Below are 19,636 nucleotides of genomic sequence, written 5' to 3'. Positions count from 1 at the left end.
ACCTTAATCAGCTCACTCACCTTGTCACTTCGAAACGTCCCTTGTGAACGCCTATGCTTGGCATAAACGAAAAGTGTCATCCTTTAGCCTATGCCAAGCATTGCTTATACTCTTAGCTACATACACAACGGATTTATGATGTAAACCTCGGTGTTCTTTGAACTACTTAAAGTTTTTGGCTAACCCTTCAAGAATCCGCCATCTACAAGCATTTGTTTGATTTCTGTTTTTGTCATTGAGCTTTCTCCCGAGGAATACGTACGTCTTTTTACAGGCACGCATTTAGAATAATGTTGTCTCAATCCCGGAATGTCTGGAAGGACAACTAAACAGTCTTTGTCATAGATAAACGTTTTCTGGACTTCCTGACTAGAAATCAGTTTTTCATCGAGTTTTTCCCCGGGTCTTACCCCACACTCGACAATGTTCACATTCGTTTTCCCAGACTCCTCAATCAATACTTCAGCTAAATCTATGATTCGGCATGCTGGCAAGTTCATTACAAAAATCTCTCCACCGTTCCCAATCATTGCGGCCTTTAATACCAGCTTTGCAGATTCCTCTTTCGTTAAGAAGAACCGAGTCATTCGTCTATCAGTAATGCTGACCTGGTTCCTCTCGTAGATATCTTTTAGAAATAAGTTGAGTACACTCCCATTTGACCCAAGGATATTCCCGCTTCTGACGTTAATAAACTTTGTACCCAAATCGAGTAGGTTCGCGTAAACCATAAGCTTCTCGGCAACTGCTTTGGTCATACCATAAAAGTTAGTTGGATCTACTGCTTTGTCTGTAGACGCGTTAATAACCTTTTTAACTCCATTTTCTATCGCTGCCTCAATTACATTTTGAGTGCCAATAACATTTGTCTTTAAAGCTTCCAGAGGGTGTTCTTCACATATGTGTACATGTTTCAATGCAGCCAAATGAAACACATAGTCCACACCAACTAACGCACTGGCCACTGCTTTCTTGTCTCGAATATCACAAATGCAAAAATTTAGTCTAGGATCATCGAAGGCTCTTCTCATTTCTACTTGACTGGTCTCGTTTCTGGAAAGCACGACAACTTTTTTCGTACCCTCGGACAACAATTGGCGTACAAGTTCGGAACCCCATGTACCCGTGCCACCTGTAACTGCCGCAACTGAATCATTGAACAATGTTGTCCCTCCTGACCCTATAAATAAAATTTAATTATTTTAAACATTTTGTCTCCACAGCAATCGCGTGATCCAAGTATTCAAAAATTAAGATGAATGTCAGTTAAAATTGAGCTCCAATAATGATCATTGGCGTTCCATTTGTCCTTATCCGGAAGCTCAATGGCGCATACTTTGTCTATTGGCCAATGCTTTTCAACAATTCCGCTAACATTGGTGTGGTTAATGATGAGTATGCGAAAGTCATTTTTGACCAAACCAGATAACGTCTCGTGGAGTTCTAAGACTTCCTTAAAGGCTCCCTCAGTTCTGATGAAGAGTATCTTCTCACAAGTAGCTGCTTTTTCTAAAAATCGTTGAATCCGTCTATCCAATTTATACCTTACTTCGCTGTACCCAGATAAATTGGAAATTGTATTTTTGTTTGTAAGAAAATCATGGTTAGAAACGATATTATAAGCATCATCCGATACGCAGATGGTGTCATCTTCGGCGTAAGTACCGGCATAGCCAATAACTCGCAAATTAGACATCTCCATGAAACCTGCAAACCGATTACGCAAGAGACGATTAACGTCCGATAACGAAGGCGAGGCCATCCAGTCTAATACTCCGGCAAATGGTCTCAAATTGTTTTTCCTCAGCTGAATCGAGGCCAAACAAAGATCCCCTAAACTGAAAATGGCGTTATAAGTCCCCATCAAATCTTTTAGCCTCATGTCTTCATCTCCCTGTCGGTGGGAAAGCATAGCGTGATCAAATAGAAGTTAATCAGGCGTAACAATGTACAAATCTGAGTTTCAATACTCCTCGACGTGTTCCGAGAAAGCGAAGATTTTCTGTTATGACACAGTGATTATTTTGACCGTGAGAAGTTGCATGTTTCAGTCAATCCGCGAAAAATATCGATTCGCGGATGCCATAGAAGCAATTCGCGAGCCCTCGTGTTGTCAAGGCAGCTATGCTTGATGTCGCCATTTCTTTCGGCTACACGAACAGTACTTATCTTGGAACCACTAATTACTTCAAGCATCTTAACTAGGTGATTTACCGGTGTTCTCTGAGCGGTACTAACATGTATGGTTTCGCCAGTTCCACGACTTACAGCAGCGATATTTGCTCGAACGACGTCCTTTACATATATAAAATCACGCGTCTGATTACCATCACCGTGGATGCGGACAGGTAAACCTTGTTTGATTCTTTCTACGAAAGCAGATACCACTGCACCTTCTCCGTCTGCTGCTTGTCTGGGCCCATAAACGTTCCCGTAACGCAAAATCGTATACTGGAGTCCGTATAACTGATGAAACAGGCGAATATACGACTCAGCTGATAACTTTGACAAACCGTAATAAGAAACGGGAGCCACTACGTCTTCTTCAGAAATGAGTTCCTTTAACGAATTTCCGTAAACCGCACTACTGGAAGCAAAGATAACTTTTTTAACACAAGCTTCCTGAGAAGCTTGAAGTACGTTTAGTGTGCCGACAATATTTACATCAGCATCATACGTCGGCTGGAGGACAGACTGATGTACGTTTGTCTGAGCGGCTAAATGGAAGATGAAATCAGGCTTGATGTGCAGGACGATTTTTCGTGCCTCATCGCTACGTATGTCGACGGGGTGAAAAGTGACAAAGGGATGTACATTATCAAAATGTCCGGATGACATATTATCGACTATATGAACTTCTGCACCTTTGCCAACAAGCTCATCAACCAGATGCGAACCTATAAATCCGGCACCCCCAGTTACGACAGCCTTCATCATCATTCTCCTTTTGTAAGCTTTAGTACAAGCATCACGTACGTGCGGATTTAATCGAGGCTTGCTTTGACTGCCTTCATATATAGGACACCTCAATGGTTTGTTTAACTATCTTGACCACTCTACGCAGTTTCGGACAACGAGGTGCCATCAAAAAGTCCAATATAGTAAAAAATATGCAGAAATCTATGTGAGCCACTTCCGTCATGAAAGGCGGTGACGCTGCTGCCGATTATGTATATAACTTTTAGACAGGTCTCTTCTCACGGAGCTGGAGACAAACCAGGCACCAGGTTTAAACCTCGCTATGCGGACTAGAAATATCCCGATCCGGTAGGCGTTGAACATGCTCAGTACAATCGAGCCGCGTCAGTGTCGACTCCATTCTCGCGTTTTGGGCGATGGGTAGGTAGGCTGGACACTAAAATGAGCCATTTATCGCATTTTATTTTTAGTTTGTTTGGAGAGGGATTCTGGGAGGCCGTTAACCCGAGATAGCGTGAATTCCCCCTTCACATTGCTGGCTGAAGGGGGGAGTGACGGCAACTTGTTTGAACTTACTCTGGTTTAATTAAGTGCTGTATTCTCAGGTTTTCTCTGTCTCTGTGGTCCAACGCTCGGTGATTTGCGGAAGGACATCGTAACGGGGTTCGGCAGCGCGTAGTTTGGCGGCAAAGAAGCCGTAATCCGATTCCAAATCCGATCGTCAACAAAGACATCGGAATTTAACAATTTGGTTAAAAACAAAGCGTTATAGTAATCAGCACGCATCCGCTCAAAGACAAGTTTTGTAGCGGAGTTCGGAACCACATAGTTAGGAGGCAAAGAAGCCGTAATTCCATTCCAAATCCGATCGTCTACAAAGACATCGGAATTTGGTAATTTGGTCAAAAACAAAGCGTTATAGTAATCACCGCTCATTGATTCAAAGACGGTTGCCGTTGCGGGATTCGGCAGTACGTAATCTGAAGGCAAAGAAGCTCTAATCCGGTTCCAAATCTGATCATCAACGAATACACCAGGATTTGATACGTGATCTAAAAACAAAGCGTTATAATAATCACCGCTCATTGGTTCAAAAACGGCTGTCGTACCGGGGTTCGGCAATACGTATTCTGAAGGCAAAGAAACTTTAATCCGATTCCAAATGTCATCGTCAACGAATACATCAGGGTTTGATACTTGGGCTAAAAACAAAGCGTTATAATAATCACCACTCATTGATTTAAAGACGGCTGTCGTGGCGGAGTTCGGCAATACGTACTCTGAAGGCAAAGAAGCTTTAATCCGGTTCCAAATTCGATTGTCAACAACTACATTAGGGTTTGACGATTTAGTGAAAAACAAGTAGTTATACTCATCGCTAGCTACCGCTTCAAATGGTCCCAATTCGTCGGGGACATAAGTGTACTGATTTGGTGTAGTAGTCCATAGCTTGTTCCACCACCCAAAATAACGGCGAATCAACCCGGGGATAGAATGTTTAATGAACGTTATCGGTCGGTACATTCCCCTCGTCCCCTCGTTTTTTAGAAATAGCGCTTTGATAAACGTTCAACACCCTTTCAACCGCTTTGTCCGGGGACCAATGGGTCAATCCCCACTTCTTCGCGTTGGAGCCAAGGGTTTTCCTGAATTTATCCTTAGACAGTAATTGGTCAAGATATTTGCATAACATTTGTGTGTCCCCAACGGGGAATAATAACCCAGTGACCTTATGCTCAATGATCTCGGGTATTCCCCCCACATCACTGGCGATCACAGGTTTTCCGGCAATTTGTGCCTCTACTATTGAGAAAGGTTGGTTTTCAATCATGCTGGGGAGAACAGCAATATCAGAATTAGACAACAAGTAAGGGATGTCAGCCCGCTTCCCGAAAAACAGAATGTCGTCTTCTAATCCTAGGGCCTTACTCTGGTTTTGTAACTCGTCTTGCTTGTCACCTTCTCCTACGATCCAACACACCCAGTCATCTCTGATCTCCTTTAAACTTCCGAGAGCAGTGATTAAATGGTGAACCCCCTTTAGTTCGACAAGTCGCCCAGTATAAATGATGACTTTCTTGTCGACTGGACGTTGAATAGGCGACTTCTCCTTCATGCGTTCGATGAAAGCCTCTATATCGTATCCATATTGAAACACTTTGATCTGCTTTGTAGGAACATGAAACTCGTTCACCAGAATATTCCTCAACCATTTATTGGCTACTATCGTAAATTCAGCAGATGTAGCTCCGAGATGTTCGAGCTCGTCAAAATATGCCCGGGCCATATAGGAATTGGCGGATTTATGAATTGTAGTTAGTTGGTGCCTAATTTCATGGGCTATGCAACCGTGAAGGGTAGCTACTAAAACGGGACCTTCCGGTTTAATTCGATGAATTGACGCCGTGGAAAGGACATCTTGTGTATGGATCACGTCGTATTTGTCCAAACCCAAATAGGCAGCGGATAACTCATAAACATAGCGTTGAAATTCAGTATATTTAACCAGTGGATTCGCGTGGATATACGGATAAGCCTGTTCATTGAGTTTTGCATTCAATAAAGGGAGCAATTGGTCTTTCTCTATCCTTCGATCCTCATTAACGATGTAAACGTAGGTACTATCATGGCCGTATCCCAATAAGTCCACTTGATGTCCTAGAGACTCAAGTCTTTCTCTTAGTTGCACCATATATGGCCATACTCCACCTACATGCGGAACAGCCCAATACGTAGCGAGCAGTATCTTCACGAGTCCATCCCCTTCACGCCATGTCATGCCATGAATTCATGGTCCGTTAACATATTATTTGCGAGTCACAATTGTGTATGGACCTATACCTAACACCACTGCGATAATTGCACTTTGCTGGATACGTCATTTTAATTCGATACTTATTAAAAGCAGTCTCTTGGAGACAACTTTCGACAGTGACTGCTTGTGAAATGACCAAGTAGTCCCAGCCACATGATGCTGTACACAGTTCACAAGCTTTGTCGATGATTTGGAACTTTTCATCTGAATCATCCGGGGATGTTTGGTCCGATAAAGATGGGGAATAGAGCCTGCACGAAAAACGAGGACATCAGGTACATGAAACCAGTTTTGAGCTTGCCAAAGTCGCGGTGTAGGGTCCGTCAATTCGTACCGGGACCGTAGTCTCGAACTGTGTCTCGACAGGGACAAGGGAGAGAGGCCATTTTGAGGCTCTGTTTCACGCATCTCACTCGCGTTTTTCCTCGATTCCTTAACCCTGCAACTCTTCATCTTCCCTTGTCAGACAAAGACTTTCCGTCTTTTCCTCTAAGTTCCCCCGCCTCGTTTTCATCTCTTCCCTTCACCCCCCAATCCCTTTTTCCCACACTGAAAAACACAGGCGACTCGAGACTTTTTACCCAAATTCACCCGTGTTGAAAAAAGGGTAATGGAGACCCATCACCCGTCGCAGGAACTGTTTATGTTATTGATTCAATGTAGGATTTTGGACTTCTTGAGTAGTGTACGGATTAATGAAGCAGGATTGAAAGTTGGGTTTGCTTTCTTATTAAGGTTGATTTTTTCAATCTCCTTAAACCCCACAAACCTATTGTTATTCTCGTCCCAGAGACGGTAACGAAGGGAACGTAAGCTAGAAAGCAAGCTGATTTCCGGAACATTTTGTAAAAATCGGACGCTTTCGTGGGCACGTTGGAGACTGTAGTTCGGTACTCTGGGTCCTAAATGGTGAACATGATGAAACCCGATATTTCCTGTTATCCATTGCAATACTTTCGGCAATTTATAGAAAGAACTACCTTGCAGGGCCGCACTGACATAGTTCCACTTGTCTGCCTTCTCAAAATATGTGTGTTCAAATTGGTGTTGAACATAAAACAACCAAATACCCACCATGCCTGATAGGTAAAGGATCGGACCTTCCACGAGAAGAACTCCTTTCCAGCCCAATATAAAACAAAGCAGCCCTAATATCCCGGCTAACGCAAAATTGGTTACGTGGGTGTTTATACGCTCCTTTCTTCCGGCTCCTTTCCTGTTAAACCTGTATTGATTCAGAAACAGGTGGATTGGTCCAAGTCCGAACATCACAAAGGGATTTCGGTAAAGTCGATAAACTATTCGCCTTAATGGGGATGATTCCGTATACTCATTCACCGTCAACGTCCACATATCACCAGTACCTCTTCGGGTCAAATTACCGCTTGTCGCGTGATGAACCGAATGTTCGTACTTCCACTGGTAATACGGAAAGAAGGTCAGAATACCCGTTATGATCCCGACCGTTTCATTCGCCTTTCGGCTCTTGAAGAAAGAATGGTGACAGCAGTCATGAAATATGATAAAGATCCGCATAAAAAATCCGGAGGACAAAATGGCGAGGACCATAGTAATCCAAATTGAAACGGACAGACTTAGATAGGCAAGGCACCACAGTCCCAAAAAGGGCACAACGGTGTTTGTGAGTTGCCATAAACTTTTCCTTGTATCCGATTTTTGAAAAGGAACAATGTCCTTCTTCCAATTGTTGTGTTCTTCATGCATATTTATGTTCATCTTCCTCTCTGATTTCGAAGAGAACGTAAAGTCTCGATATCTTGACTTAAGGATTTTCGAGAAGGGTAAGTGGGATATACAAGCGGAAAATCAAACCTAATTCACGAAATGGGGTGCTTGAAGGAGAACGTCAAAGTCTTAGCAGCTTATTCTACACGAATGAATTTTGCTTCTTGATGCATCGTCCCCTTACACATAGGACAACTTGGTTCATCAACGTGAACAAACTCTATCCTTGACCAACACTTGCAATTTGAACACTGCCAGATAACAGTATCAGCGTATACGTGTTCAGAAGATGGCTTTCTCCTATTGTTAAAGTAACTCACTAAGATACCTCCTCCGTGCCTGCTGTAAATTGATGTAATGTAGGCTTCAAACGAGACGAGGTACACAAAAGGGACCGCCCTAGAGGTATCTAAATGACGCCTAAAGGGACAGTCCCGTCTGTTCGCAATAACTTATGCAACGTTTGCTGCTTGCGGGCCTTTTGGACCGTGCACAATATCAAACGTTACACGTTGACCTTCATCAAGGGACTTGTAGCCATCTCCTTGAATTGCGCTGAAATGTACGAAGACATCTTCCCCGCCTTCAACTTCAATGAATCCAAAACCTTTTTCTGAGTTAAACCATTTTACCGTTCCTTGATTCAAACAAATCCCTCCGAGTGCTCCTCGAGCACAGTGATTGTTCAACTGTAAAAATATAAAAGCCGTCCTGTTCTGCTCCCACATGAGGCGCAAAAAGAACGGCTCAGTATGTTATACATAGGCACGATGGCTCGTGAACAACTTTCACTTTACTGCACTAAAACAGAAATGTCAAGTAAAACAGTCTAAATTTTCGTTCGATTATAACTCGGCTTCGACAGCTGTAGATATACGAAATCCGGAAACCCGCTGGTGCGTCTAGGGTTTCCGGATTGTGGATAACTTCGTGTGGTGCCTACAGCATTTCTGTGGATATCTCTGCGAATAGCGGTGGATGCTCGTAACCGAGCGCTTTCAGGATTTGTGCCTGCTCCGGGGTTACTTCGGTTCGCTGCCGGACTCTTCCGCTACCAGCCTTGTAGGTTATAAGGTGCATCTCGTTCATGACAGAACGAATCTCTCTCCATGTACGACAGGTCCGGTTCTCTGCTACCCGAACCAAGAGTAACGAGAGCCAACACAGCAGCACATGTGCCCGAATTCGCTCATTCTTCCGGTGGTACATTGGGCGCAATTCCATGGTCTGTTTCAGGGAACGAAATGCTGCTTCAACCTGCCACAGTTGCTTGTATCCAAGGGCCACATCCTCCGCGGACAGCGTGTCGTCTGAGGTCCGAATCAGGTACTTTCCATCCAGTCGTTCCATCGCCTTAACCGCCTGTTGGTCAATCGCGAGATTGCCACGTTTGTCCGACTTCAAGTAACGCTTGAAGGTCGGGTGACTCTGTAAACGACAATGTGCCTTGGTGTGCGCATCGCTGTCCAACTCCTTCAGTCGCGCGAGCTCGGCTTCTAGGGCCTTGAGATGTGCCTCGCGCCGAAACTCGTCTCTGCGTGCTTCATCTGGGTTTCGAACGAGCACGTATCGAACCCGCGCCTCACCGTCTCCCACGACGATTTCCTTTATCTCGAGGTTATCTCGTACGGTCTTGAATCGCCCAGGACGAGACAGGGCATCTTCGACCTTCTGCTTGCCAGCGGTCATCTTCTCTCCAGCAATGTAATGCCCGCCGGTTTTCTGAAGCTCACGTAAATTGTCCTCCGAGCTGAACCCACGGTCGACGACCGTAACGACGCGTCCGAGACGCCATCCAATGAGATCCTTCTTCACTTCTGGAATGACGGTCATGTCTGACGTGTTCCCAGGCCATACCCAACACCGCACAGGGATACCATCTCGGGTTACTGCAAAGCCAATCACGACCTGTGGTAAATCAGGCCGGTGGTCCTTGGAGTAACCGGGTTGTTTCAGACTGTCTTCTTCCGGCTCGTCATCCATTTCAAAATAACTCGACGTCGTGTCAAAGAACAGTAAGTCGACCTCGAGGTTTAATAGGTCTGCGACCGTTTCGAACACTTCTCGCTGGATGTCTACATCTGATTCAATCAGGAAATCCATTGCACGGTATCCTTGATGGACGTCAAAGTTCTCAACACCTGGCAGTGCGACATCTCGCTTCACCCAGTCCTCCATGCCAAGCTTGCTCGAAGGGTCCAAGGCTCGATTGGCGACCATGGCAAAGATGGCACGCTCAATCGGGGCTTCATACTTACGCTGTACCAGTCGCTTGGATATAGCTTGACCCACGCCAAGCTCCTGCCACAGCGAGTCGACGATAGAAGCGGTACCAAACGTCTTGCTATCGAGCAGACTGAGCTGCACGCTGTCCTTGGGCTCCGTATCAACTGGTGAATCCCCAAGGAACCGCGATATGCTCGCGGCAAGTCTCTTTAGACCATCCATGTCCACTTCATCTTCACGCCCGAAGTGGTAGAGGACTTTCGCTTGGGGATTGCCGGTCTTGGGATTGCGTTCATTATGGGCAAGCTGCACGTAGGACGTGACAGAGCCGTTTTTGTTTTTTCGTGATATCCGCCGTATATACATGTCTACATTTTAAAACTAAACGTTTGATAAAGTCAATAATTGTGGATAAAACTACGAGTTATCCACAGAAATTCGCATGCCTACAAAATTTTGAGAAAATGCCTACACAAAAGAACCGAAATTCCGCGCCACTACGGGATTCCGGTTATCCACAAATGCTTATAAGTGGGTTGTAACTGTCGAACCCGAGATAAACAGACGAAGACTGAATTGGACGTCTGTCCATCGGCCCCCAACATTTACCCCTCTTCAGAGTGGAACGAAATTTATATTTCGGGCATTCTCACTAAAGAGCACACCAAGTGGACGTGAGTTGCAAATACTAATGCCACAAAGTCATCTTAACGGAGTCGTGATCTTTTTTGAGAAAAAGGGATACGGTACTCCCATGATTATTCTTGTTCACCCGCCCGTTTTAGGCAGCATCAGTTTTCTTCAACAAATAGATGTCTCGGCACTTTTGGCGATTCGATTCGACATACGGGGACATAGTAGAAGCCAGGCTTCTCAACACCCTTTAACCTGTTCGCTCATCGCTGAGGACATAAAGCAGTTGATGGATCATCTTGAGATTCAGGAGGCCGACTTATGTGGATATTTGATCGGGGCAGCCATCGTACTTGAGTTCCTGCTAACACATCCTAACAGAGCTTTAGGTGGAATTTGGGTTGGTGGAATCCTTGGAGATACATGACTTTCGGCTAGCAACTCAGATTCGACTGGGTATCATATCCACAAGAATTGGTGCAATACGTTCACAAGCTTATCACTTTCCTGGAGCAATTTAGATACCAGAAGGTTGATGTGGAAAACTTACCAGGAATCAAAGCTGCGCGATCCAAAAAACTAGGAACAATACTACCGAGCCAGTTACAACTGTACAACTCGCCTAGCGTGGATTCACTTTCCCGTATCACTTGTGTATGGAGTTGAAGACCATGAATTTCATTCCGATGTTCGTCTCTTGAATGACCGACTGCCAACAGTGAATTGACATTTGCTCAAAACATTAAACATCAGATTCCGACCAACGCTGCCCATGCATTAAACAAACGGATAGAACAGTTCGTCAAGACTCATGAGAAGACTATTTTGTAAATACCATACGTACATACAATTGGTACATTTTATTACATGATTTCCGTGAAAGGAAAGGTGGAAGAAAACGTGATAGGACCTTCGCCCGACGAGAATCAGACTGATATACTGAGTTCAGTGGTTCAGCCAGAGGTTAAAGAATTTCTTGAAAATATGATCCAGATGCTCCCTAAGTTAACTAATATGATGCAAATCACTTCAGCAATGTACGATGTTACTCAAACATTATTATTGAAGGATTTCGAAGCCACTGAGATCATAGAAAAACCTATGAGCGGAGAAATTAAGCCTATTCAGAAGAAGGTTCAAGATGGGGGAGCTTTAGTAAAAGAAGCACAAGAGTTATCCAAGTTTGACAATTCAAAAATAGGTATGATTGGTATGTATAAAATGCTTAAGGACCCAACGGTACAAAGTAACCTAAAGATGATGAAGGCACTGCTATTCTTAATTAGGGAACGCCAGGAGAAAGAATGGGTTAAACAATATGGTCAGGAACCTAATTGACTATGTGTATCAATTTTTCGGGCAGAATACACTGCCCTACCTTGAGGGCAATACCTAGCTATAACACATAACTAAGCTGAATAGGGGAAAGTTGGTCCACCGGAGAATTTGGTGAGTAGCTCATCGGATTTATGGACGTTTGGTATCAACCGTTTACCCCTATAGAGATACTTGCCCCCGGGCATCACGGTAACTGGTCGGACATGTAGTTAGCAATGTGTTTTGTTCCGGCTGGGACTGATTACAGTATGCTGGATACGCTGGATGATTACCGGTAAATTTAAGTACTAAGCTGAATACATAACGGACGATACATGTCGGTTAATGTATGGCGCACTCGGTTCGCGTACTCTATCAAGATGCAATGCTCGATACACTAGGCTTGTTGTATTAGCGGCAGTTTAGTTCAATTAAGCTAGGCGCAAACTTGTTGGAAAGTCAGGAAGAAGCCTTTTCGGGCTAAACCCATCACATTTATTTTGTTATATACCGCTCTTTTTATTCATGTATACCTGTGTCGGTTTGAACGATCTACGGTAAATGAAAGAAGTAAAGAACTTGCGAATAATAACGAACCAGTCGTTGCATCTTATAACTGTATCTACCTCACGAGGAAACGGGAGTATAAGTCCTATGAACATTTGTAACGTGGTTCGGGAAACAATGGCCCAATATGAATTAGCGAATGAGGCTTTGCTCGATGTTTGGGACGAATTAGATTGGTACGAAATAAACTTGATCCTAGAAAAGCAGCAAAGTCGGATAGAGCAGCTGGTTCATCGTCAGCGAATGTATCACAATGATGAACATAAAAAACCATCTGAAATCCTGGCGCATACTCTTCAACACTATGAAAGGGCAAATCGGCATCTACACGAACACTGGGACGAAATTCCACCTGGAGAACGATTCTATCTCCTAAATAAGCAGCGTGATCGACTTCAAGATTTACGTACCCTAATTAATATGTTGAGGATCAACTGGTGATTGACCAAACAGGTTAAAGATCACCAGTTATTCACGTTACATTCATAAAAGTTGTTCGGAAAGCTGGGTAACTAACTGAAATTAACGGGCCTAACCGTTATCCGTCATGATGGACAATGATACACTGATAATTGCTTCATGCTCCATTCATATCGCGAGGAGTGGAATAGAAACCAAGTACTGAAACAGGCGCCATTAATGTGTTCCTTTTGAGGGAACGGCGCTGCACTACTAGTTACCATCTCAAGTTAGTCGAACTGTGGTCGTTTATATCTATCTTTCCTCATATAACATGTAGTTCCCTACGATCTATCTGGTTTTAAGATTGTAATGGAAGACAAATGGGTGATTCGATTTCCTGATACAAAAGCCCCGAAAAAATGGTTCGGCAATAACACATAGGTTCCTTGAGCCCATATGTATGCCAAGGACTTATGTCGGTCATATTATCCAATGGTAGAGCATGTGTTCTGTGTAATCTTAGGTACCACGACTCTGTTATTTCAATTGAGAAGCAGCGTCGCTTAGGAATAATCGGGGAGGTCCTGTGCCATTATGAGAATCGCCATATTTTCCGAAACGTTCTTGCCTGGAACTGACGGGGTTGTTACACGTCTTTGCAGTACGCTGAAACACTTGGAAGAGGCTGGGCACGAGGTGCTATTATTTGCACCGAATGGTGCTCCCCCAAGGTATGCGTCAGCGAGAATTGTGGGTGTACCGTCGTTTCGTTTCTTTCTCTATCCAGAAAAAAAATTCGCATCCCCGTGGGCTAAAGTTGGAAAATACCTAGAACAGTTTCAGCCTCAACTCATTCATTCCGTGAACCCGGGATTTTTGAGTTTCGCAGCCATCTATTACTCGAAAAGATACCGTTTGCCCCTCATCATGTCCTACCACACTCACATTCCAGCGTACGCGTGTTACTACAAGTTAAATTGGTTGGAACCAGTCTTGTGGTGGTGTTTTCGAACGATACACAATCGTGCAAATATCAATTTGTGTACGTCTCAAGCCACACTTAAGGAGTTAGCTGCGCACGGATTTCGTAACCTGGACGTGTGGGAGCGGGGTGTCGATTTACAATTATATTCGCCACAACGGCGTTCAGATACTATGCGCAGCAAGCTCATGAACGGGGCTCACGATGGGAAACTTGTGCTGTATGTCGGACGGTTGGCCGCGGAAAAAGGTATTGAACGCTTACGACCCTGTTTAGACAAGTTACCGGATGTGCATTTGGCGATTGTCGGCGACGGTCCACATCGGTCAGAGCTGGAGCGCACTTTTTTCCGGAGCAACGCGGTTTTTACGGGTTATCTGTTTGGCGAGGATTTGGCGGAAGCGTATGCATCCGCTGACGGATTTGTATTTCCCTCTACCACCGAGACACTTGGGCTCGTATTATATGAAGCGATGGCGAGCGGACTGCCAATAATGGCTGCTGACAGCCCCGCGACTACGGAAGTGTTAGAACACGGTGCCGCCGGCTTTATTTTTCAACCGTTGGACTCGAATTCGATTTTTGAAGCCATGCATGACATGTTATATGACGTTGCGAAGCGGAAATTTGTACAAGCCCGAGGGCAAGAGATCGTGCAATCCCTCGATTGGAGCGGACCCACCAAGCAGCTCATCAATTACTACAGTAGTCTATTTCAACCGGACGAAGTGTTGTCGGCCCACCATTATTCGTAAATCACCGATAAATAGCCCGATACAGCGGCTAATGGTATCTCCCGGCAAAAAACGAACCATGTGGCTCAGACCGTATGAGTTGGGCGGATGCCCAATCTTATTTAGGGCCTGCTGAACCACTCTGCCACGCAGGGTAGACAGCGACTGAAGACTAAGAAAATAGCGATTTCAGCAGTTGCAAGCAGAAGGCAAACAAAACCCGCAACCATCGCTCCAGGTTCATCACCAGTATCTGCAGCGAAATCACCGTCAGGCTGGTGTTTTCCAGCCGCGCCCGGATTCGGTCAAGTCCATACCGGCGCTTGCCCTCTCCGAACTTGCCCTCGATTGCGTTTCGCTCTGCTGAGTCCTGGCGCTCCATCTGTTTGTGCATAGCATGTTCCGCCTTCGAGGGCCGACCGAGCCGTGGGCCACTGAGTCGTATGCCCCGTTCCCGACAGTACTGGAGGTTTGCCCGAGTTCGGTACAGCTTGTCTGCCAGCACAGCCTCTGGATAGCAACCGTAGCGCTCACGGTACGCTTCCACAGATTCCTGTAGCAGTTGCCCCTCGTTGAAGGTATCCCACTGTGCGTGATCAATTCGCGCGTATCCGTCGACCATGCTGACAGCGACCTTCGCCCCGAACTCCACGTTCGCTTTGGCCTTTCCTCTCACAATCGGGCGCACATGTGGCTGTGAAATGCTCACGATTCGATCTTCGACTCGGTGCGAGCGCGTGTCGTACATCATCTTCTGCTGCCGGACAAGTTCCCGTACGACCAACAGGTTCTTGTATTGCTGGCGACTCAGTTCGGTCAGCGGCGTCCGTGTAGCCAGGTGGTCAATCGTCTTCAGGTCTCTCATCACGTACCGAAGCTGCTGGCCGATGGCCCTGCGAATCTTCTGCTTGCTTGCCCTGCGCTGCTTGGCGATGACCAGATATGCCCGTCTTGCCTTCTGCCGATAGGTTCTCGGCTTTCTCTCCTTGCCGGAATGTGGAGCGTGAAGCACGTCAATGATCTGCTCAAGCTTCTCTCGTGCCTCATTGAGTAGCGACAGGTCCGTTGGATAGGCGATGTCCACCGGTGCACAGGTCGCATCCAGAAGCAGTTTCCCTTGCCGTGGCACATCAGGGTCGACTTCTGGCTGCTCACTTCGTGTGTGGTTGTCTTGACTACCGTTGCCCGGAGAGTGCGAGTCATCGTCAGCTTCTTCATCTGCTTTTGCAGCCATGATGATCCACTCATTCACCTGGTTGAGCACATCCGCACCGAGGCGTTTGCGAAAGTGCGTCATGAGAGAGGCGTCGAACGGAGGGGACTGCTGAAACCCGGGAAGACCGATGAAGTATTGGAGGTACGGGTTCTCCGTGATGTGCTCCACGGTTTCCCGGTCGCTCGTGCCCAGGCGTTCCTGGATGATCAGGGAACCAAGCGCGACTCTGACGGAGACGGCTGCCTGACCGCCCTTCGAGATTGGTTTGAACAACTGGGCGTAATGCTCCTCGACCAAGTCCCACGGGATGAGTTGAGCAAGCTTTACCCAGCGATTTTCTTCATTCAACTTGCCGGCGAACGGTAGGAAGAACTCATGAGGCAGGAGCAACTGACTTTCGCGCTTCCGGTACATTCGGACGTCCCCCACGTGCAAGGTTTTTGCGTTGTTTTCGTCGAAATCCGTGCATATCACTTCGACGTAGACGCCCTGAAGACCTTGCCATGACGCGGTTTTTAGGTCATTCAGCAGGCCCTATTTACGATCCAACTTTTGATGCCGGATTTAAGGATAGTGTAACCTCCGATTAGCTAAAGTGTAATGAAAATTCGGTCTTGCAGTTGTCGTACAGACTGATCGTCGTTCGAGACTGTGAAAACGAAACCAGTTCTACCACGACCTTGAACAGTTCCACGGCACCGCACGGGGTAATTGACCTCTGTTAATTTTACGCCATCTATATACGGGTGAACGTTACAATCGCGCCGGTACTTGGGTACTCTGTGTAGATCATTAGTCTTCCTATATATCATCAACGATTTGGTGGTTGTTGATCCCGTGACCTTTCGTTCGGAATGATATCTGCCTACGAGGATAATCATTCGTAGGCTTCTCTTTCATATAGTACATATGGCAGACGGAAAATTATTTCATATAGAGAAAAAATTATTGGGTCATAACTGTTTTAAAGTGGGGAAAGATATATCTGTATTACACCACGGCTTAAATTTCGCCACCAAAATACATAGTAACAATCCCAAGAGATTTCTATTGGATTACTCAAGTGGCGTTTTTAAGTCTTGTCTATTGTTCTAGGGGAATATCGGCCAAAGGAGAGGTTACATGTTATCCCGTATAAGTTATCCTTTGTGGAAATCGTGGGACGCCATCTTTCGTCTGGTTACACAAATGAAACCGTTGAAACGTGGTGAGTCACATTTATTTTTCATTAAAAAGCGTAGATATTTAGGTCCCCCGTTTTCAGTCGACGGTGTCAATGTGCGTCCATTAGACCCCGTAATTGAACTGCATATGAATAATCGTTTATTAGCACAGGTAGTTCGTAACCAAAGCAGTTTAGTTAGAACCTCCATAAAGCTTCTGAAAGAAACAAAACGGTCTCTACCCATTCTCGCGGATCGTATCGGTTCACATGCATATCAACGGACACAAGTTGTGTACGGTATAACGCTAATTCATCGAGGCGTAGAACGGTTTGGATTCCATGTATTTCCTATTGATAGCAAAACTGTTAGGACAATTTTGACTTGGTATTTACATAACATTTTTCGCGCATTTAATCCAAATGCAAACTCAATTCTTAACAAACGTCCAGAATTGTTTGTACCAAAAGTTGTCGTAATGTCCAAAAAGCAATTAATCAATAGCTATCATCGGAGTTCGGGGATCACGTCCTCACAAAAATGAATTCGTCATGCAAACGTAAGAAGATCAGATATGTGTCAGTGTTCTTCCATTCAATTCCATAATCCTATAATTCCGTATCACATCGGTGAGTATTTGGAGGCGTGAACATTGAAATATTCGCACGAACAAATGACCGGTAGATTTCAAGTCAATAACCAAATTGAACTTTTTTATCGTTCATGGATTCCAACCAAAACTTCCCTCGTTTTGGTGTTTATTCATGGGGCAGGCCAACATTCGGGATTATTTATGGAATTGGGGAGATATTGTTCGCAATGCAATATTGCCTTCTATGCATTAGATCTTCGGGGGTTTGGTCAATCGACCGGAAAACGGGGACACGTATATTCCTATCTTGAATATTTGAATGATATGGATAAATTTATTGGGTATATACGGCATGTCCACCCTGGATACCCTATATTTTTATTCGGACACAGCTTTGGAGGCACACTGGTCGTTCGCTACGGTCAAGAATGCACAAACTCTGTAGACGGCGTGATTCTCTCTGCACCCGCTTTAAGGATTCGTTTAAAGATTCCTAAACATATTTACCGAATATGCAGATATTTGTCTATCGTTATTCCGAACGTATCTATAGATTTGAACAAGTGGTGTCGTTTCATCACAAACCATCAAATTGGTTCTGCCTATAAAATTGTCGAAGATGATATAGATCCTTTTTGCACTCATCGATTCTCGATTCGGTGGTTATCTGAACTCAGTATCAACGGCCACCATGCCTTGAAAAGAGTAAACAACTTTAGAGTGGCAGCATTATGTCTCTGCGGGAGAGATGACCCCTTTATCGACCCGAACACCGTTCAGGAATTTCATGATGCTATACCTGTCGAAGATAAAAAATACATTTTATTTCGAGGAGCACATTGCCTTTTACGAGGCGATGGCAAGGAAATCATATATAAAAATATTGTTGAGTGGTTGCACGAGCATGCACATGGTGTGGCTACAGCCCCTTGAATCTGCCGAATGGTTTTGGGGTGAGGTAATTCGGTGTTCAACATGTGGACACTGAAAATGAGCTCGGAATCATTATGAATATAGCAACTCTCCAGAGCACATAACACCCACTACAGCAAAACAATTTCCGTGAATTTGAACCTCATTAGCTCCTCCAAATATGGTGACTCGTATCTTTCTGATCCGAAACCAGAACTGATGTATATAAATACCATTCAGATCAATAATAAAACCAACATTATTAAGGAGGCGTATCACAGGGTGTTCTATTCAGTCTCGGGGGAAGTAAGTACTGCTCTACAACAATGGTTTCTCGATGGAATTCGTGAAAGATTACAGGATACCGGCTATCAATTTCATCCATCCGGAGACGCTCAAGTTAGACTGGTTATTAATGTTGTGAATCCTTCTGCTCCACGACCTTATCGTCGCAAAGCACAGGCAACCTATGTAGTTACGGTTGTAGAAACCGACAAAATATTAAATAACGTATTAAAAAATGCCTATCCAATCTTGATTCGGTCCCTGTCCAATCTTTTAATTTACATCGTCAACAAGCCGAACGGATTAAACGCGTATTTCGTAACGCTTGAACAGGGTTATTACACTGTTCCTCACGAAATTGGACAGGACGACAAATTCTTTGACGCGGTTTATCAAAGGTTAAAGCCTTTAGCTCTGTCCAATCTCATTATCGATAACGAGTTTCATCCGGACTTGCCCGAGGAGTTGTGGAATGGGGATGAAGTTACCGAGCAGCTAAGAAGGTCTGCCAAAAAGATTGATGACATGAACCTGTTCCCCGCGCCGTTTCCAATTCAAGAACTTTTGCCTCCCGAAGACTTTCGTCACGTTCAACGTCTGTACGGGATTGGCGGATTGAGTTACGGAAACCTCAGTGGCCGTAAAGATCATCACCGTTTTTGGATGAGCGCAAGTGGGGTTAAGAAGGGGAATTTAGAAAAAGTGGGTCAAGATATGCTGTTGGTAAAGCAGTTTGACCCAGATCGAAAAACCATGCAACTCAGTGTACCCCCAGAAGTTCCTGCGCGTCGCGTATCGGTCGACGCGATTGAACATTGGATGATTTACACGGAACACCCTAACGTTGGAGCTATAGTTCACATCCATGCATGGATGGACGGTATTCCCTCAACAGAAGTCAACTACCCGTGTGGGACAGTGGAACTTGCGCGTACGGTAGCAGCCCTTATTCGAAAACAGCCAGAGCCCTCGCGAGCTGTCATCGGATTAAGAAATCATGGACTAACTATAACGGGGATTAATCTAGATGACATTTTTGAACGTATCGAAGGGCGAATTATCCCACAAGTTCCCATGAAATAAATCAATTCACGAGCTTTATCAACTAGGTATCGGACAGCCCTTCA

17 protein-coding genes are annotated in these 19,636 nt (G+C 44.9%); 7 read left to right on the top strand and 10 right to left on the bottom strand.

Annotated elements, in window-relative coordinates; all coding sequences use genetic code 11:
- Positions 1–179: 179 nt before the first annotated feature.
- The 9 genes from NZD86_RS03010 to NZD86_RS02970 all read right to left on the bottom strand — a co-directional run bounded on the left by NZD86_RS03010 (position 180) and on the right by NZD86_RS02970 (position 10,072).
- On the bottom strand, positions 180–1,163 hold the full coding sequence (locus NZD86_RS03010) for a polysaccharide biosynthesis protein (protein WP_268045016.1): 984 nt from the start codon (positions 1,161–1,163) through the stop codon (positions 180–182).
- An 80-nt stretch (positions 1,164–1,243) separates the two neighbouring features.
- Positions 1,244–1,882, bottom strand: coding sequence for a DUF1796 family putative cysteine peptidase (locus tag NZD86_RS03005; RefSeq protein WP_268045015.1), 639 nt, complete (start codon positions 1,880–1,882; stop codon positions 1,244–1,246).
- 137 nt (positions 1,883–2,019) lie between these two features.
- On the bottom strand, positions 2,020–2,934 hold the full coding sequence (locus NZD86_RS03000) for an NAD-dependent epimerase/dehydratase family protein (RefSeq protein ID WP_268045014.1): 915 nt from the start codon (positions 2,932–2,934) through the stop codon (positions 2,020–2,022).
- A 567-nt stretch (positions 2,935–3,501) separates the two neighbouring features.
- Entirely contained in the window at positions 3,502–4,323 is an 822-nt protein-coding gene (locus tag NZD86_RS02995; RefSeq protein WP_268045012.1) for a hypothetical protein, read from the bottom strand.
- 94 nt (positions 4,324–4,417) lie between these two features.
- Positions 4,418–5,671, bottom strand: a complete 1,254-nt coding sequence (locus NZD86_RS02990) for a glycosyltransferase family 4 protein (protein ID WP_268046769.1) — start codon at positions 5,669–5,671, stop codon at positions 4,418–4,420.
- Positions 5,672–6,388: 717 nt separating this feature from the next.
- Positions 6,389–7,459, bottom strand: a complete 1,071-nt coding sequence (locus NZD86_RS02985; RefSeq protein WP_407655208.1) for a Delta(5) desaturase DesA — start codon at positions 7,457–7,459, stop codon at positions 6,389–6,391.
- 158 nt (positions 7,460–7,617) lie between these two features.
- Positions 7,618–7,800, bottom strand: a complete 183-nt coding sequence (locus NZD86_RS02980; RefSeq protein WP_268045010.1) for a cold-inducible protein YdjO-related protein — start codon at positions 7,798–7,800, stop codon at positions 7,618–7,620.
- Between the two features lie 132 nt (positions 7,801–7,932).
- Entirely contained in the window at positions 7,933–8,127 is a 195-nt protein-coding gene (locus tag NZD86_RS02975; protein WP_268045009.1) for a cold-shock protein, read from the bottom strand.
- Positions 8,128–8,419: 292 nt separating this feature from the next.
- Positions 8,420–10,072: an IS1634 family transposase gene (locus tag NZD86_RS02970; RefSeq protein WP_268045008.1), complete on the bottom strand. Its 1,653-nt coding sequence runs from the start codon at positions 10,070–10,072 to the stop codon at positions 8,420–8,422.
- A gap of 313 nt (positions 10,073–10,385) precedes the next feature.
- Between NZD86_RS02970 and NZD86_RS02965 the strand changes: the two genes are divergently transcribed.
- From NZD86_RS02965 to NZD86_RS02950, 4 genes are all read left to right on the top strand, one after another.
- Complete coding sequence (locus NZD86_RS02965; protein ID WP_268045006.1) at positions 10,386–10,766, top strand: alpha/beta fold hydrolase; 381 nt, start codon at positions 10,386–10,388, stop codon at positions 10,764–10,766.
- A 449-nt stretch (positions 10,767–11,215) separates the two neighbouring features.
- Positions 11,216–11,677: a hypothetical protein gene (locus NZD86_RS02960; protein ID WP_268045005.1), complete on the top strand. Its 462-nt coding sequence runs from the start codon at positions 11,216–11,218 to the stop codon at positions 11,675–11,677.
- 633 nt (positions 11,678–12,310) lie between these two features.
- A complete protein-coding gene (locus tag NZD86_RS02955; protein ID WP_268045004.1) occupies positions 12,311–12,664 on the top strand; it encodes a hypothetical protein in 354 nt (117 codons plus the stop codon).
- 555 nt (positions 12,665–13,219) lie between these two features.
- A complete protein-coding gene (locus NZD86_RS02950; protein WP_268045003.1) occupies positions 13,220–14,362 on the top strand; it encodes a glycosyltransferase family 4 protein in 1,143 nt (380 codons plus the stop codon).
- 151 nt (positions 14,363–14,513) lie between these two features.
- Here the strand turns inward: NZD86_RS02950 and NZD86_RS02945 are convergent, their stop codons facing one another.
- Positions 14,514–15,971, bottom strand: a complete 1,458-nt coding sequence (locus NZD86_RS02945) for an IS5 family transposase (protein ID WP_268045002.1) — start codon at positions 15,969–15,971, stop codon at positions 14,514–14,516.
- A gap of 708 nt (positions 15,972–16,679) precedes the next feature.
- Here NZD86_RS02945 and NZD86_RS24665 point away from each other — a divergent pair.
- The 3 genes from NZD86_RS24665 to NZD86_RS02935 all read left to right on the top strand — a co-directional run bounded on the left by NZD86_RS24665 (position 16,680) and on the right by NZD86_RS02935 (position 19,592).
- The gene (locus NZD86_RS24665; protein ID WP_407655207.1) at positions 16,680–17,264 is read left to right on the top strand and encodes a YkoP family protein; all 585 of its coding nucleotides are present in this window, start codon (positions 16,680–16,682) and stop codon (positions 17,262–17,264) included.
- Positions 17,265–17,372: 108 nt separating this feature from the next.
- Positions 17,373–18,245: an alpha/beta fold hydrolase gene (locus tag NZD86_RS02940; protein ID WP_268045001.1), complete on the top strand. Its 873-nt coding sequence runs from the start codon at positions 17,373–17,375 to the stop codon at positions 18,243–18,245.
- 129 nt (positions 18,246–18,374) lie between these two features.
- Positions 18,375–19,592, top strand: a complete 1,218-nt coding sequence (locus NZD86_RS02935) for a class II aldolase/adducin family protein (protein WP_268045000.1) — start codon at positions 18,375–18,377, stop codon at positions 19,590–19,592.
- The last annotated feature ends 44 nt before the right edge of the window (positions 19,593–19,636 follow it).

Source organism: Alicyclobacillus dauci, from assembly GCF_026651605.1.
GTDB classification, from domain to species: domain Bacteria; phylum Bacillota; class Bacilli; order Alicyclobacillales; family Alicyclobacillaceae; genus Alicyclobacillus; species Alicyclobacillus dauci.
Note: the sequence above shows the minus strand (reverse complement) of the source record. Positions and strands in the feature narration are given on the sequence as shown.